Source organism: Streptomyces sp. NPDC091416 (genome assembly GCF_044756845.1).
In the GTDB taxonomy this organism is placed as follows: Bacteria; Actinomycetota; Actinomycetes; order Streptomycetales; family Streptomycetaceae; genus Streptomyces.
Genome location: NZ_JBIVTU010000034.1, coordinates 15804 through 29770 on the forward strand (window position 1 = coordinate 15804; position 13967 = coordinate 29770).

Here is a 13967-nt window from a genome sequence, read left to right on the forward strand (position 1 = left end):
GGTTCTTGCCCACGCTGCGCCCGGTGGCCTCTACGGTGCACCGATGAGCACCATGATGCCGTCGGCCGGCGGCGAACGGCCCGACGTACAGCTGCCGGTGGTCGACGAGGTCCTGGCCGCGGCCCTGATCGCGCAGGGCGCCGCCGGCGCGCGGGCGCTGGGCTTGCTGCGGGACGCGCACCGGGTCCTGGCCGGTGCCGGGCTGGAGCGGCCGGCGGAGGTCGCGGAGTCGTGCCTGCGCGGTGCGGCGGACGCCCTGCTGAGCCTGCCGGGCGCCCCGGACGCGGTGGGCCTGAAGTCCGCGGCCATGGACCTGCTCGCCGCGGTGGACACCCTTCCCGGCCCGTCCGCGGCCGCGCCGCCGCAGGCCGCGCTCGGCCGGGTACGCCGGGCGGCCGAGGTGCTGCGCGGGCAACTGACGCGCCCGGGGGGCTTCCACCGGGCGAGGGCGGCGGGGATCGCCGAGCGGCTGATGGGCGTGGCGCTGGGCGCCTACCACGAGCAGGCCCTTGACGGGTGGGGCGAGGTGTACGCCAGGACGTCGGGCACGCTGCACGGCGGCGAGGCCGATCCGGCCGGCGCGGCCGGTGTCTACCGGGAGGTGCTGCTGCTGGCGCGGGAGTTGCTGGTGCCGCTGCATGGCCGCGCCGCCCGCGTCCGGGAGCTGGCCGCCCTGAAGGAGCCGGGTCGGGCGCAGGCGCGGGAGCTGGCCGGCTGGGCGGACCCGCGCGCCACCGCGTTCTTCTTCGGCTCCGCCCCGGCCGCGGCCTGGCTGGGGGCCCTTGAGGAGCACGCGCCGCACCTGCTGCTCACCGACGAGAGTGCCGGTACCTGGCCGGCGGCCCCGTTCCTTGAGCACCTGGCCGCCGCCCCCGGGATGGCCGGGCCGTGGCTGGCCGGGCACGCCGCCGAGCTCGCCCCCGCCGGCCCCCGCGTTCTCGGCGCGCTGCTGCGCCTGGCCGACGCCGGTGTCCTTCCCCCGGCCGGGGTGCGCCGGCTGCTCCCGTACGTGCTGTCTCCGGCCCGGGTTGGGGCGCCGGCCGAGCACGCGGACGTGCCGCGCCGGCTCGTGGCCGCCTGGGCGGGCACTCTCCCGCTGCCCGCACGGGACGGGGACTGGGTGCTGGCCGCCGAGGAGCTGCTGAAGGATGCCGTCGACCTCGGGCACGCCGGCTGGCGGGCCTGGCGGGACGAGCGCCTGCGCGCGCACGCCGAGCGCCGTCCGCTGCCCGAGCTGACCGGAGTCCTGAAGCGCCAGTGGGCGGCCCGCCTGCCCGAGCACGACATCACGGGCCTGCTGCGGGAACTGGTGGTGAGCGTCCACGCCCCCGCCGGCGAGGGTGGCGGCTCGTTCCGCTGGGCCCGGGCGGTCCGCGGCGCGCTGGCGGGCCTGCTGCGCCGCGACCTCGAAGCGTCCGGCCGGCGGCCCTGGTCGGAGGTGGTCGACCTGGACGAGGTCCGTGTCCTGGACGCCACGCTCTTCCTGGGCCCGGTCCTGGACATGGGCCCGCTGCTGGCCCGCGCGGTCCTCGACCTCGCCGCGGCGGACGCCGCGGTCGGCCTGCCGCTGGCCGACCGGCTGCGGGCGTGGCCGCGGATCGCGGCCGCGGGCACAGCAGTGCACGACCGGGTGCTCGCCGCCCACCTGGCCGCCCACCCGCCGCCCCCCGGCGCCGGGGACGAAGGGGCGGGGCAGTGGTGGGACCTGGCGGTCGAGGCCGCGTTGCGGCTGCTGGCCGGCCACCCGACGCCGGAAGGCGCCCGCCTGGTCGACCTCGTGCTCACCACCTGCCCGCCCGAGCGCACCGCCGACCTTCACCGGCGGGCCCGTCAGGCGCTCTGCGCGCCCGCGGCCGCCGACGTGGAGCACGGACGGCCCGCCGGAGCCGAGCGGTCCGGGGCCTGGTCACCGATCCTGCCCGCGCCCCTGCTGGCCGGCCTCGGCCCGTCGCACCGGGCCCGGCCGGACGGGCCGCCCGACCCCCGGGCCGCCGCCCGCCCCCGGACGCGTCTTCACACCGCCCTCGAACTGGAGGACCTGCGGGACCTGGCCGCCGCGGGCGGCCCGCTCGCGACCGCGGCCGCCCTGGCCGGCGCCCCGGACGCGGGCGCCGCCGGCTACGCGATCGTGCTGCAGCGCCTGGTGGCCGCCGACCCGGACGCCTGGACCGCCGACGTCCCCGCCCTGCTTACCGCCCTCGTCCTGCCGGAGCTCGGCGCGTTCTACCTCGCCGCCGCCGCGGCCGCCGCGCGCCGTCCCGGGGCCTTCTCCGCCGGCCCGGCCGAAGCCGTGCTCGCCGCTCTCACCCTCAGCCGCACCCTGCCCGCCCCCGCCGACCCGCACATCCCCGACGCGGGCGAGTACGCCGGCCAGGCGTGGTCCGGCCTGCTGGCCTTCGTGTGGCGCACCGGGGACGACGGCCTCGGCGGTCACCTCCCGGCCGCCCTGGACCGGCTGCACACCCTCGCCGAGCCGCTCACCCGGCCCGCCGCCCCGCCCCCGGCCCCGACGGTGACGGCCGGCGGCCCGGCAACGCCCACCGCCGGCCCACCTGCAGACCGTACGGCCGGAGAGGAACAGCAACTGCCCGCAGGCCTGCCGGAGTCCCACCCGGCGGTGCGCGCGCTGGACTGCCTCCTGGACTACGCCGCCGCCCAGGCGCCCCGGGACGGCCAGATGCCCGGCGACGTCCTTGACCTGATCGCCGCCGTCCTTCAGGCCCGTGGCGGCGACGAGACGGTTGCCGCCGTGCTCGGCGCGCACCTGCCTCTCCTTCACCGCCGCGCCACCGCCTTCACCGCCGCCCACCCCGACCTGTACGCGCTGGCCCCCGGCCGGCCCTCCCCGGCCGCCTCATGGCTGCATGAGCGCCGCGGCCCCGGCCTCGATCCGCTGCTGCTCGCCGCCCTGGACCGCCGCCAGCTCCTGGCCGCCCTGCGCGAAGAACCCGCCGGGGCCCTCGCCTTCCGCGTGGTGCACGCGCTCCTGACCGGCCATGACAGCCTGCTCGGCGACCCCACGGCCGCCTGGCGGGAGTTGGCCACCGGCCCGGACGGCGCCGAGGCCGCCTCCGGCTTCCTCGGGTACCTCGCCCTGTTCACCTCCCTGCGCCCGGCCGGCCGGACCTCGGTGGACACCGAACAGATCTGGTGGACCGCCGCTCTGGAGGCCGGGCTGCCGCCCGGCGCGCTCGCGGGCGCCGGCGGCTTCGCCGCGTCCTTGCCCAACGAGGTGTGGCTGCCCCTGGCCCGGCGCAGCGCCGCCCACACCCCGGCCCAGACGGACGCCGGCCAGATCGCCGAACGCGCCGCCGCGCACCCCCGTGAGCCCGACGCCCTGCTCCTGGCCGTCCACCTGCTCACCCGCCCCGCCCCGGAAGGCACGCACGACAGCGACGTCCGCCACCACGCCCGCGCCCTGCTGCAGGCCGCCGAGGCCCTGCCGGCACCCGACCGCCCGGCGTAGGCCGCGCAGCTGCGCCGGGCCCTGGTCGAAGCCGGTGACGTGGACCTCGCTCACGCTTCCGCAACGACGCACTGACCGGCCGGGCCCGCCCGCCGGCTGGCTCCGTGCCTCCGCTCGCCCGGCCCGCGGTGTGCCTGGCCGCGCCCGCCCGGCGCCGAGGACCACCTGCTGCGCCGGTCGGGAGCGGGAGAGGCGGGTCGACGGACATGCGGGTTCCTCCGTACGGGCGTTGGGGCAGGCTGGCGATCCCGGGGCGGTGTCCCCCGGCTGCGCCCGCTGATCGTGGCCGGCGGCCAGCTCCCGCGGCCGTGCAGGCCCGGATGCAGGCGGCGGTGGCCCTGTGGCGTGCCGCGCTCGCCGCCGGCCTGCCCGCCGGAGCCCTGGCCGGGGCCGGGGCGTTCGCCGACGCCGCCGTCGACGAGACGGTGTGCTGGAGCGGATGCGCTCCAGTGCCGAGCACTCCCCGGCCCTGACCGACGCCGGCCTCGTCGCGGAGCGCGCCGCCGCCCACCCCGGCCGGCCCGATGCCCTGCTGCTCGCCGCAGCGCTGGTCTCCCAGGCGCCCGGTACATGGCGGGAGGCGGCCGTGAGGCGGCACGCCCGCGCCCTGCTGGACGCCGCCGCCCTGCCCGGGACCCCGCCCGAAGGCATGGGGGGAGTTGAGGACGGTGCTGGTCAACGTCGGCGACATCGACGCCGCACGCCACCGGTAGCCGTACACCCGGGCGCGCTGCCGGCTGCCGGGGGTGGGGACGGCATGGGGCGCCGCGTCCACGCCACCGGCCCGGCCCCGGGCCGAGCTGAAGAAGGCCTACGACAGGGGGACTTCGGCCCGGCGCTCGCGGAGGGCTGCCGAAGGTCGTACGGACCGGCCGGGTTGGGAATGATCTGCGGATGAGCGATGACGACCTCTCCACCGAGCCGGCCCCCGCCCCGGCGCCGCGCCCCGATGTCCGTTCCGGTGGTGGCCGGGACGAGCTGCGCACCCTGGCGGCGCCGCGCCGGCTCGCCGTGGACGAGCACATGCTCACCGCCCCGGGACTGCTGGGGACGTTCCGGCTGCAGTTGTTCACCGCGTCCGGGGCGCGTCCAGTCGCGGTGGCTACGCAGATCGCCGGCGAGGAGGGGATGGGGCTGATGAATGGGGTAGAGCGGTACGCGGGCGCGGTGTGGGAGCGGCACTGCCCCGACCAGGAAGTGCCGCCGGTGTGGGTGGAGCGGCAGCTGTGGCCGGAAGGATCGCGGCAGGAGGTCCGTTTCCGGCGGGTGGTGTTCGCCGGCGCCGACCGCTACCGCCCGTATGGCCCGCGCTGGAGGGCGATCACCCGCGAGGAGATGGAGGACCTGGCCGGCACCGAGGTGGCCGCCGACCGCGGCGCCGGCTACGTGCCGCGCCCTGCCGCGCCCGAGCTCCGGCTGGTGTTCGAGGAGTTCGCGGTGGCCCGCCTCGGGCGGCCGGAGCCGTTCCGCGAGCCCGGCTGCATGCCGGCCGGAGCGCGGTGGTGGCGGCGCTGGACGCGTCAGATCCTGCCGGACCGCGGGGCCCGTTCCTGCTGCTGGCACGACGGCGGCGACTGGCACACGGTCAGCGCGTCCGGCGCGGTGAGCGTGCCCCGGTTCAGGCCCCGTTCGATGGCCTCGTTGGTGATGCCGAGGGCGGCGGCGAGGTGGTTGGTGTAGACGCGCCGGTTCCTGGTGGCGGGGTCGATGGTGGGGGCGGCGGGGAGCCAGCGCCCGCGTCCCTTGGAGCGGAGCGCCTCGACGATGCGCCCGTCGGCGTCGAGGTACCCCAGCGCCTTGCCCAGGGCGAGGACGACGTCGACCGGGAAACGCGGCCGCGTACTGGCCGACAGGGCCGGGTCCAGGGGAGTGCCGAGGGCCAGGTCTCCGGTTTGGTGAAGCGGAGTTCCGGGCCGTGTTTGGGCGGCCGGCCGTTGACGCCGGGCATCCGCGGTGGTTTCGGCAGACGCATGACGCGGTCGGAGCGGACGCGGCCGACCAGCTCGACGGGGAGGTCGCGCAGGACCCAGGCCAGGTGAGTGACGTCGTAGCCGGCGTCGGTGGCGATCGCGATATGCGGGTCCCCGGACTGCCACTGGCCAGCGGCGATGAGCCGTTCAACGACTCCTCGAAGCTGGGCTGCGGTGATCGCGGTCGCGTCGTCCGCCGGGCCGAGCCGGACCGCGTCCAGGATCGCGGTCCAGGACGTGGCACCCGGCTCCAGCACGGCGACGAAGGAGTAGGGCCAGCCCGGAATGAACTGCGAGGCGTGCCTTCGCACGGCCGTAGACGTGGCAGAAGAGCCGCTCCGCCGAGCATGGCGCATCCGAGCGAAGCACGGTCGGAGTCGATCCGGCCGTGGTTCAGGCCGCCGTACATCGCTCCGTGCCCCCGACGATGCTCGGGCAACAGCGTCAGGTCCACAGGGGTCTTCACCGTACCGTCCGCACACAGCACCGCGTCGGTGAGTTCGAACAACTCGTCACGCCGGGCGGTCAGACACTCGTAGAACTCGCCCCGGAAGCGTGACGCTTCCGCGAACGCTTTCCTCCGGACAGCATCAGGCAGCAGACTCACCCCCACGGCCTTCGTCTTGGTCACGTGCACCTTGGCCGGAGTACATGATCAGACGAAGGCCGCCCCCACGTCCGGCGAAACCCCATGCGAGCGAATCCGTTCGAGACGCTATTCGAGACCGTGGCACCATGTACCGCATGACGACGAACCGAAAGGTCCATGCCGCGTAGACGGCCAGGACAGGTCCGTGCCGGCGCCCCCGGCAGCCACCTGACAACGGGTGCAGGGCCAGTCATCGACGGCCTGTCTTCGCGCGCACTGTCCGAGATCAGCCGTCTCGAGCACACCCGCAACTATCTGCAGCCAGGCGATGTCAGCACGGCTGTGGGCCTGTGGAAGAACTACGTCCACCGGCCCGAGCGGGATCTGTGGCACGACTACGAGTGGGGCAACGTGCACTGGTACTGCTGCGGCAACCCCCTCGAAGCCCGAGCCCTCCTCGACACCGTCATGCAGGCCATATCACCCCAAAGTGCCCGCGAACTTCGCAAGGTTGTCAGCCGGTCAGACGCAGTCTGGAACCGTCCAACCCCGCCCTATGACGCGGACGGTAGATAGAGAACAAGCTGAGGGGTGCCCGCTCCGACGGGGGCAGGCAACTCGGGGGCGCGGCCCCGGAGGGGTACGAGGACGACGGCGGTGAATCCCTGGGGAAAGCCAGCCCCTGGCGATCGGGCGGCAAAGACCTCCGCATCCTGAAGCGCGAGGACTGCGTCCGCCGGAGCCGAGGTGACGTCGGCGGGTTCGGCATCCACGAAGGCGATGATCGCTACATCCAGGAGATCCGCGATGGACTCCAGGTCCCTGCGGTTGGAGCGGTGCTTGGCGTCGCTGCGGAGAGCGTCGGCGAGCGCATTGGCGATCAGCTGGGCGTGCTCATGGGGCGTGACGATCAAGATGGTGTCCTTCCGGGCGGTGGCGGAACCGGTCGCGGGTCGCGGGCGGTGAAGCCGGTGAGCGATCGGTCTCGCCCAGCGCGTGGATCAGACGACGAGGCGGCCGTGGCGGTAGCGGGCGGAGGGCGGCACCTCGCATCCCGGAAGCAGACCGGTGACGATGTCAGCGGGAGCGCCTGGCACTTCGGTGAGTCCGACCCCGAGGGCGAGGGATTTCACGGCGCTCAGATGCCCGGGCATCTTGCGCACCTGCAAGCCGTCAGGCAGCGCGACGAGCAGCCGCTCCTGCCCCGCTCTGTAGCCGCGCCGGTCGTAGAACCCGGTGAGCCCGGGCGGATGCTCCAGCGTCAGCAGCCGAAGTCCGGCAAGGCGACTGTGGTGCTCGGCCGCACGCAGTAGTGCACTGGCGATGCCCCGCTCTCGGAAGTCGGGTGCGACTGCAACGCCGCCGATGTACAGGACGCTGCGCACCAGAGCGCCGCGCAGACGGTGAGTCTCGGTCCAGTTGGGCGGGCTGGCCATCAGCACTCCGGCGATGCTGCCGCCGACTCGGGCCGTGAGGCACAGGCAGTGCCCGTGCGTGAGCCGCCCCGGCGGCAAGGAAAGCGCCAGTGGGATCGTGTTCGGGACTGGCTCACCCGGGTTGACCAAGGACAGTAGATCGGAGACCGCGTCCAGGTCGCGCCATCGGGCGCGTCCGATGCGTACAGGTGTGGAATCGCGTGACGCGACGTCGTGCTGCATGAGATCCGTTCAGAAGGCGGGGGCCCGCCGTGTGTATGGGTGCCGGGTCCGTGCGGGGGCCGGCCCGATAGCGGTCTGGGAAGAGGCTGGCGCGAAAGGGGCGAAGCCCCAGCTCCCCATGAGGCTGCAATACTATCGAAGTAAATCCAATTATGCAATGCACTTGGCCCCCCACGCCCGTGATCCGGTCCTCGGTCAGCGTGTACGTCTGGGCAAGGGCGACTTCGATCCGCTCGTCGGCGGCGTCAAGCCGCGGGCACACTTGCAGCGCGTACGCCGCGCAGTCCTGATGCAGCGGCGGCTCCAGGTAGTACCGGGCGGCCGTCTCGCCGACGAACGCCAGCTGCTCTGTGGTGTCGATGGCCCTCGTGCACAGGCCGCACAGGCGGCGGACCATGAACTCGCGCTGGCGAACCGGGCATTGCTCGCCGAACGCCGGGGTTCCGCGCCCCGGTGTGCACGGACAGGTGACGTGGCCCCCCAGCTCGCCGTTGGAGGTCACGAGGATCGAACCCTCGTCGTCCTCGTCGTGCCAGGCGATGTTGCCGGGTACTGGCCGCCCGGCGCTGTTGCGGGGCAACTGGGCAACGGACGGTGGCATGGCCACGTCGCGCCAGGAACGCTTCACTGAAATCTCCATTTCGGCACTGCTCGGCGTCGGCGTGGAAGCCGACGGTGCTCTCTTCGACCGGACTCTCGCTCAGGCGTGGGTGACGCGGTCGAAGGGCTCACTGCCGTGCCGCATGCCCTGTCGCGCCTGGGCGCTCGATGTGCCGGTCTACCGGGGCGGGGGATTGCCCCTCGCGTCGAGTCGGTCGTCTCAAATCCAAAGCATCGTGGCCACCGAGGTCACCTGCTCGGGTGGTGTCCCGACAGACGCCCCGCTGCCAGACCCCCACCTGGCAGGCTGATCCCATGATTTCCGTCGACGTTGCTCTGGAGCACGCATGGCCGACCGAGCTTCGTACCCAGCGCCTTCACCTGCGGCCGGTGACCGGTGATGACGCGTCCCTCGTGCTCGAGCTGCTGACCGACTCTGCGGTCCGCGCCCATCTCGGCGGCTCGGTTTCGCATAAGCGCGTCGCCGCGCGGCAGGCCGCGTACCCCGCGACACCAGGCGCCTGGACCGTCGTCCGGATGGCCGACGACCATGCCGTCGGGCTGGTGACCATCGGCCCCGACCGCCGGTGTGAAGGAGCCGCCGAGATCTCCTACCAATTGCTCCCGTCCGCGTGGGGGACAGGGCTGGGGCGTGAGGCGGTCGCCGCGGCCGTCAGCTGGTGGACTGCTGCTTCACCCGAGGGCGGTCCCGTGGTCGCGGTCACCCAGGCGACGAACACCGGATCGCGCCGCCTGCTGGAGTCGATCGGCATGATGCTCGTCGACGAGTTCGAGGAGCACGGCCAAGCTCAGTGTCTCTACACCCCCGCCGGCGACCAGGAGGACAACGACCTGCGCTGGGCCCGGCTGATCGCCGCGCGCGTGGACGCCGCCGAGAGGCGCCGTGGCGCACAGGAGCGTGCGACCCCGATGGGGCGAGAGGTCCCGGCGGATCTGACGGCGCTGCCTCTGGGTGATCTGTTGCAGCGCTGCCCTGACCGGCACGGCGCCTACGGCCGCATCTGCGCCCGCACCGATGGACACCTCCCTCGGCCCCACCTCGGCCGCGCCCCTGACGGTGCGTGGATCGCCTGGTTGACGAGCTGCGGGCTCGAGGAGAGCTGCGCCGACGAGCCGCAGGTGCTGTCGCTCTTCGACGCGGTCAGGGGGCGGCGCGCGGCTCGTCAGATGTAGAGGCGGTCCTGGTGGCCGGCGTGCCGCTCGGCCTCGGTCAGGATGATCGGGCCACCATGCTCACGGGCGCGGTCGTTGGCGGCGCTCACGCAGTCCGAGCAGACGAGCCGTTGCCGGGAGGTAGGCGTACGGGAAGGGACCGGCTGGCCGGTCGCGGAGTCGATCTCCACGACGGTGGCGCACTGGACACACATGGTTGTGAGGGCGCCGCAGGACCAGCAGGCGCTGGTCACGAGCATCGCATCGGGGTTCACGAGGGCGTTCCTTCTGGGGTTGCGGCTTGATCGGGAAGGGCGCGGACGTCGGCGAGCACGTCCGAGACGAGCCGGTGCTCGAACAAGGCCAGCGTCAGGAGCAGTTCGCAGACGCGGCCGGCGTAGTCGCGGAAGCGAGTGCTGGTCAGGGATCTCACGTACCCCGGCCAGACGAGGTGGGGCTTGTACTCCGGGAGGACCGTGAGGTGCGGAGAGAGGGGTTCGTCATCGGGGCGGATCCAGATCTGTCCACCGGGTGGCTCGGTCTCCGCTCTCGCCCAGCCCCGGTTCACCAGGTAGGTCTCCACTTGAGCGGGCGTTAGGAGTGCTGCGGCGTCGAGGTCCACGAACACGTACTGCTGGACGAGCATCATGCCTCCGGGATCGGCGTGCTGCGGCCGCCGAACCTTCTAAAGTAAATCCAATTATGAAACATTGCTACGGTGTGTTTGCCGCCGTTCCGTTCCCCATAGGGAACGGAACGGCGGGGCGGCGGTCAGGGGCGGGGGTTGTGACGCTCGGGAACGACCCGCACCGCTCGGCGGGGATCGACGTCGCGCCCCCGAGGGCCGTTGAAGTGCGCAGCCACCGGAACGCGGATGGGCTTGCACTCGCCGCCCGCTTCGATGATGGCGCGGTGCTGGTGGGGATTGGGGCAGCGGTTCTGATGCCTTTCGCTGACCTCCCAGCGGAGCGTGTCGTCCCTCCAGGACGGCCCGGAGCCGTCGGAGGAGGTCCGGGCCGCCTGCTCGCCGACGACGTGAGTGTGAACGGGCTCGCGGATGACTCGGATGTGGCGCTTACGGGCGGCCCGACGGCCGCGCCCGTTCTTTCGGCTGCGGCTGGTGCTGTCGTCCGGGGGGACGCTCACAAGATCCTCGTCGGGGGAGGTGTGCGCGTCCGGTGCTTCGGTGGGACGGCGCAGATCCCAGAAGGCGAGGAGGAGCGCCAGGCCGCTGGCCGGGTCGGGCGCGCCGAAGAGCCGGTAGTCGCTGTAGCCGCAGAGTGCCCCTTGGCGGAGGGTGATCACGCTGTTGGGGCAGTAGGGGCCGCGGGGCAGTTGTACGGAGGCGGCGAGCAGGGGCGGAAAGCGGGACGGGGCCAGGCGGGTGGCGGTGATGGTCTCGATGTCGACGGCGAGCTCGTCGCCGGTGCCTTCCATGTGCCACGCGATGCCGTAGAGCGGGTGAAGGCCGCCGAGAAGGAGCGGGGTGGGGAAGTAGATGAGGCCGTCGCGCGCCGGAGCGGGGTCTTCGAGGTTGCCAGCGACGACGCTGTCGTTGATCACCAAGGGGTGCTCGGTGATGCGCTCGGCCATGCTGTGGGGAGCGACCCACACGTCGCTGGTCCGGTAGGCAGCTGCGAAGGTGTGGCAAGCAGTGCGGTAGGAGCCCAGAATGCTGGGGGACGGCTCGTGGCCGCTGCCGGTGACGTGCATGGCCTGGAACAGGTCCATTCCGTGCGGCACACCGCGAACCGGCTTGCCCCAGAAGTCGGCGAGTCGCGAACGCATGCGCTCGGCGTGGCGGGCGAGCCCGATGCTGGTGGGCGGCGGTGCGGGAAGCGGGGCGACGGGCATCGTCTTGGTCACGACAACTCCTGTGGGCGGCCCTCGGCGCAGCGAGGCGGCCAGGTTGGGCGCGGGGGATACGGAGCTCGGCAGGGGCGACCGCATGGTCTGTCGGCGGCCCCGTATCTCCGAAGTGCTACCCACACACTACCGCTATAAATCCAATTAAGCAATGTGCGTTTGCTGTTGTGTCGCGGCGGAGTGGCGTCGAGCCCCCGACTGCTCCTGAGGGGGGTGGCCGAGTGCAGGTGATCCTGACTCGCCAATCCGGGTGCGCCATGGGAAAGGTCAGCAGAAACCCAGCTCTCGCGCCCCCGGTCGTACCACGCTGAGAACAGCCACAACGCGACCACGCTCACGTGCAATCATCAGGCGGAGATCGCTGTCGTCGTTACGGGTCCGCAGACAGAGGCGTTCCAGCTCGTAACCCTGAAAGGCCCACCAGCCGGCGGTCCGATACGCGTCCTCTTCGCTCACTTTTGTGACTGAGGCGTCGATGAAGTTTCCTTTCAAGGTGTACAAAATACAGCTCAGATTCACGGCTTCCTCATAGTCAGCAATCGTCTTCCCGATTCGGGCTTTTCTAGCGATGGGCCGTTAATACGCCGCGCCGCTGGTGCGTTCCGTTCGGCGGATGTGGAGCCCGCACCATTCGGCGAGTCTCACTCTCTGGTGGTGAATGCACCGTCCCGCCCCCACGATTCTTTCGGGAGTGAGTTCCGTATGAACCCCCGGGGCGTCGTGGTCAACGAGCCATCCAGAGGTCTGCGTACGTGAGTACGATCCTTCGCGGGTGCGTGCCCAGCAGGAGGTGCACATAGATCTCCGCTTCGTCTGCGATGCATGCCAGATCCGTGGAGCAGGGTGGGCGGGATCCGTTCAGGATCTCGGGAAGGTGCTCGTAGGTCAGCGGGCGGCCCTGCGCCTCGCGGCGTTCGGAGAGTGCGCGGATCCGAGCGACAGCCGGGTCGTCGGGGGCGGGAGCCCCGAAGGGGTCCCCGGTGGTCTGCCTGGACTTCTGCATGCTTCAAGCCTACGTGAGTAAATCTAATTAAGCAATACTATGGAGCGTCTCGGTTCGGACCCTAGAGAAGCTCGGTGGCCGCTGGGATGGACGAGTGGCATCCCGCGCCTGGAGCCTGCGACGATTCGCTCATGATGTCCCGACGCTCAGCCGCCGGTGGGCCGATCCGGCAGCAGGTCGGCCGTCTCGACTCCGAAGGAAAGCCACCTCGCATGTCCGTACAGTCCCAGATCCCGCAGTCCGGCGTACGTGTCTATCAGTTCATCGTGGACCGTCTCGACGAGCGGCGCCGCGAGCGTCACCCCGCTGGCCGCGAGGAGTACGAGGCCGACTGGCTCGCCGCCCATGAACTGGAGCAGGCCCTGGCCGAGGCCGGACACGCCGGCGACGTCGTCATGGCCGAGAGTCTTCTCCACCACCTCATGGATGTGGCTGCGCAGTGGCAGGACCACCCGCATCACCCGGACAACGACGTCGACGACCGGCATGAGCTCGGCGACGTCACGCTGGGCACCCGGCCGTGACACGGTGGATCCTGCCGTGCGGCATGGTCGCCGTCATGGTCGTGCTCACTCCGACCGTGATCCGTACCCGGAGCACGTCCTGGGCCATCGGGTGGACGGCCATGCTCCTCGGAGCTGTCGTTCTACTGATGCTGCTCGCCCTGGTGGAGCGTCTCACCCACCGCCGGACCGCAGCGAACACGACGGCCGGAAGCGGTGACCCGCCCCTGCCTCACCGCACCGTGCCCCGGACGCCCTGCGTCCGGCTCAGGACGACCACGGTGGCATCATCGCGATAACCGCTCTCATCCTCCTTGGCCGCCGTGACCATGGCGTCCACGAGCAGCTGCGGGTCGTCCGCGTGCGTACAGCTGAGCCAGTACATCCAGGGACACCTGGTCGGAGATCCCATCGGACATCAGCAGCACCAGCGGGACCTCCGCGGGGACCTGAACCTGCCGCCACGTCGCCGCCCCGGCCTGGGCCAGCCCGAGCCTCGACCAGTTGTCGTGCTTGACGGCGTCGAGTTCCACGGCCGCTCCTCCGTTCCACCGGAGCCAAGTCCCCATCGTCTGGTCGGTCGACCACTGCGTGAGTGAGAACCCGTCCCACCCGTACGCCCTACAGTCACCGATCCAGTGGATGCTGGCCGACTGTCCCGGCTGCACGCAGGCGAAGACCGCGGACGCATGCGGAGGCCGGTCGTAGGCCGCGGCCATCTGCCCGGCCGTCATGAGGCCGGCCAGCCCGCCCACCGCGGCTCCGATGTGGGTGATCACCGCCGGGGTGATCGCCGCGTACCGGACCACCTCCGGGTGATGACCGGCCCCGTCGACCACCGCGGCGCACACCATCTCTCCGCGGCGCTGCACGTCCGCCCCGTCCGCGCAGGGCGGCTCCGTCCCGGGCCGCTGGGCCAGTCCTACGGCGATCTTATCGACGCCTACCGTGCGAATGTTCTGCTCTTCCATCGTCCATGCCTCCGTTTCGGGGCCGGGTGGCCCTCGTGCCTTACAGACCGCGCGTGACAGAGGAGTGCGCTACTTAGTGAGCGTTTCGTTCTCCGATGTCTGTTTCATTTGGTCTAGGTGTCGCGCCAGTTGAGGGTGGTCTCGTGGGTGAGGCGGCGGGTCATGAGG

The 13967-nt window shown here is 72.2% G+C and carries 13 protein-coding genes and 1 pseudogene; 6 read left to right on the forward strand and 8 right to left on the reverse strand.

What is annotated here, in order from left to right:
- The first annotated feature begins 43 nt into the window (after positions 1-43).
- The 3 genes from ACIQMX_RS41545 (at position 44) to ACIQMX_RS41555 (ending at position 5146) form a co-directional block, all read left to right on the forward strand.
- Positions 44-3466: a hypothetical protein gene (locus ACIQMX_RS41545; protein WP_402486703.1), complete on the forward strand. Its 3423-nt coding sequence runs from the start codon at positions 44-46 to the stop codon at positions 3464-3466.
- 332 nt (positions 3467-3798) lie between these two features.
- Positions 3799-3939 (forward strand): hypothetical protein, encoded by a 141-nt coding sequence (locus ACIQMX_RS41550; RefSeq protein WP_402486706.1) that lies wholly within the window; start codon positions 3799-3801, stop codon positions 3937-3939.
- A gap of 421 nt (positions 3940-4360) precedes the next feature.
- Entirely contained in the window at positions 4361-5146 is a 786-nt protein-coding gene (locus tag ACIQMX_RS41555) for a hypothetical protein (RefSeq protein WP_402486709.1), read from the forward strand.
- Between the two features lie 190 nt (positions 5147-5336).
- Here ACIQMX_RS41555 and ACIQMX_RS41560 read toward each other — a convergent pair.
- From ACIQMX_RS41560 to ACIQMX_RS41570, 3 genes and pseudogenes are all read right to left on the reverse strand, one after another.
- Positions 5337-6037 (reverse strand): annotated as a pseudogene (locus tag ACIQMX_RS41560) (transposase); the annotation flags it as partial.
- A gap of 542 nt (positions 6038-6579) precedes the next feature.
- Positions 6580-6939, reverse strand: a complete 360-nt coding sequence (locus ACIQMX_RS41565; RefSeq protein ID WP_402486712.1) for a hypothetical protein — start codon at positions 6937-6939, stop codon at positions 6580-6582.
- Positions 6940-7026: 87 nt separating this feature from the next.
- Positions 7027-7683: a GNAT family N-acetyltransferase gene (locus tag ACIQMX_RS41570; protein ID WP_402486715.1), complete on the reverse strand. Its 657-nt coding sequence runs from the start codon at positions 7681-7683 to the stop codon at positions 7027-7029.
- A gap of 915 nt (positions 7684-8598) precedes the next feature.
- Between ACIQMX_RS41570 and ACIQMX_RS41575 the strand changes: the two genes are divergently transcribed.
- A complete protein-coding gene (locus ACIQMX_RS41575; RefSeq protein ID WP_402486718.1) occupies positions 8599-9477 on the forward strand; it encodes a GNAT family N-acetyltransferase in 879 nt (292 codons plus the stop codon).
- Here ACIQMX_RS41575 and ACIQMX_RS41580 read toward each other — a convergent pair.
- From ACIQMX_RS41580 to ACIQMX_RS41595, 4 genes are all read right to left on the reverse strand, one after another.
- On the reverse strand, positions 9468-9731 hold the full coding sequence (locus ACIQMX_RS41580; RefSeq protein ID WP_402486721.1) for a hypothetical protein: 264 nt from the start codon (positions 9729-9731) through the stop codon (positions 9468-9470). The two genes, ACIQMX_RS41575 and ACIQMX_RS41580, sit on opposite strands and share 10 nt — an antisense overlap.
- Positions 9728-10105: a hypothetical protein gene (locus tag ACIQMX_RS41585; RefSeq protein ID WP_402486724.1), complete on the reverse strand. Its 378-nt coding sequence runs from the start codon at positions 10103-10105 to the stop codon at positions 9728-9730. Before ACIQMX_RS41585 ends, ACIQMX_RS41580 begins: the two co-directional genes overlap by 4 nt.
- 122 nt (positions 10106-10227) lie before the next feature.
- On the reverse strand, positions 10228-11322 hold the full coding sequence (locus tag ACIQMX_RS41590) for a hypothetical protein (protein WP_402486727.1): 1095 nt from the start codon (positions 11320-11322) through the stop codon (positions 10228-10230).
- Positions 11323-12046: 724 nt separating this feature from the next.
- Positions 12047-12325, reverse strand: coding sequence for a transporter (locus ACIQMX_RS41595; RefSeq protein ID WP_402486729.1), 279 nt, complete (start codon positions 12323-12325; stop codon positions 12047-12049).
- 212 nt (positions 12326-12537) lie between these two features.
- Between ACIQMX_RS41595 and ACIQMX_RS41600 the strand changes: the two genes are divergently transcribed.
- Together ACIQMX_RS41600 and ACIQMX_RS41605 are read left to right on the forward strand one after the other, a co-directional pair.
- Positions 12538-12849 (forward strand): hypothetical protein, encoded by a 312-nt coding sequence (locus ACIQMX_RS41600; protein ID WP_402486732.1) that lies wholly within the window; start codon positions 12538-12540, stop codon positions 12847-12849.
- On the forward strand, positions 12846-13127 hold the full coding sequence (locus ACIQMX_RS41605; RefSeq protein ID WP_402486735.1) for a hypothetical protein: 282 nt from the start codon (positions 12846-12848) through the stop codon (positions 13125-13127). Before ACIQMX_RS41600 ends, ACIQMX_RS41605 begins: the two co-directional genes overlap by 4 nt.
- 6 nt (positions 13128-13133) lie before the next feature.
- On the opposite strand, the gene ACIQMX_RS41610 is transcribed toward ACIQMX_RS41605, so the two are convergent.
- Positions 13134-13799, reverse strand: a complete 666-nt coding sequence (locus tag ACIQMX_RS41610) for a hypothetical protein (protein ID WP_402486738.1) — start codon at positions 13797-13799, stop codon at positions 13134-13136.
- Positions 13800-13967: the final 168 nt, after the last annotated feature.

Coding starts and splice junctions, on each gene's coding strand:
- ACIQMX_RS41570 (WP_402486715.1), bottom strand. CDS start 7,683: ATGCAGCACGACGTCGCGTCACGCGATTCCACACCTGTACGCATCGGA.
- ACIQMX_RS41600 (WP_402486732.1), top strand. CDS start 12,538: ATGTCCGTACAGTCCCAGATCCCGCAGTCCGGCGTACGTGTCTATCAG.
- ACIQMX_RS41575 (WP_402486718.1), top strand. CDS start 8,599: ATGATTTCCGTCGACGTTGCTCTGGAGCACGCATGGCCGACCGAGCTT.
- ACIQMX_RS41585 (WP_402486724.1), bottom strand. CDS start 10,105: ATGATGCTCGTCCAGCAGTACGTGTTCGTGGACCTCGACGCCGCAGCA.
- ACIQMX_RS41555 (WP_402486709.1), top strand. CDS start 4,361: ATGAGCGATGACGACCTCTCCACCGAGCCGGCCCCCGCCCCGGCGCCG.
- ACIQMX_RS41545 (WP_402486703.1), top strand. CDS start 44: ATGAGCACCATGATGCCGTCGGCCGGCGGCGAACGGCCCGACGTACAG.
- ACIQMX_RS41610 (WP_402486738.1), bottom strand. CDS start 13,799: ATGGAAGAGCAGAACATTCGCACGGTAGGCGTCGATAAGATCGCCGTA.
- ACIQMX_RS41595 (WP_402486729.1), bottom strand. CDS start 12,325: ATGCAGAAGTCCAGGCAGACCACCGGGGACCCCTTCGGGGCTCCCGCC.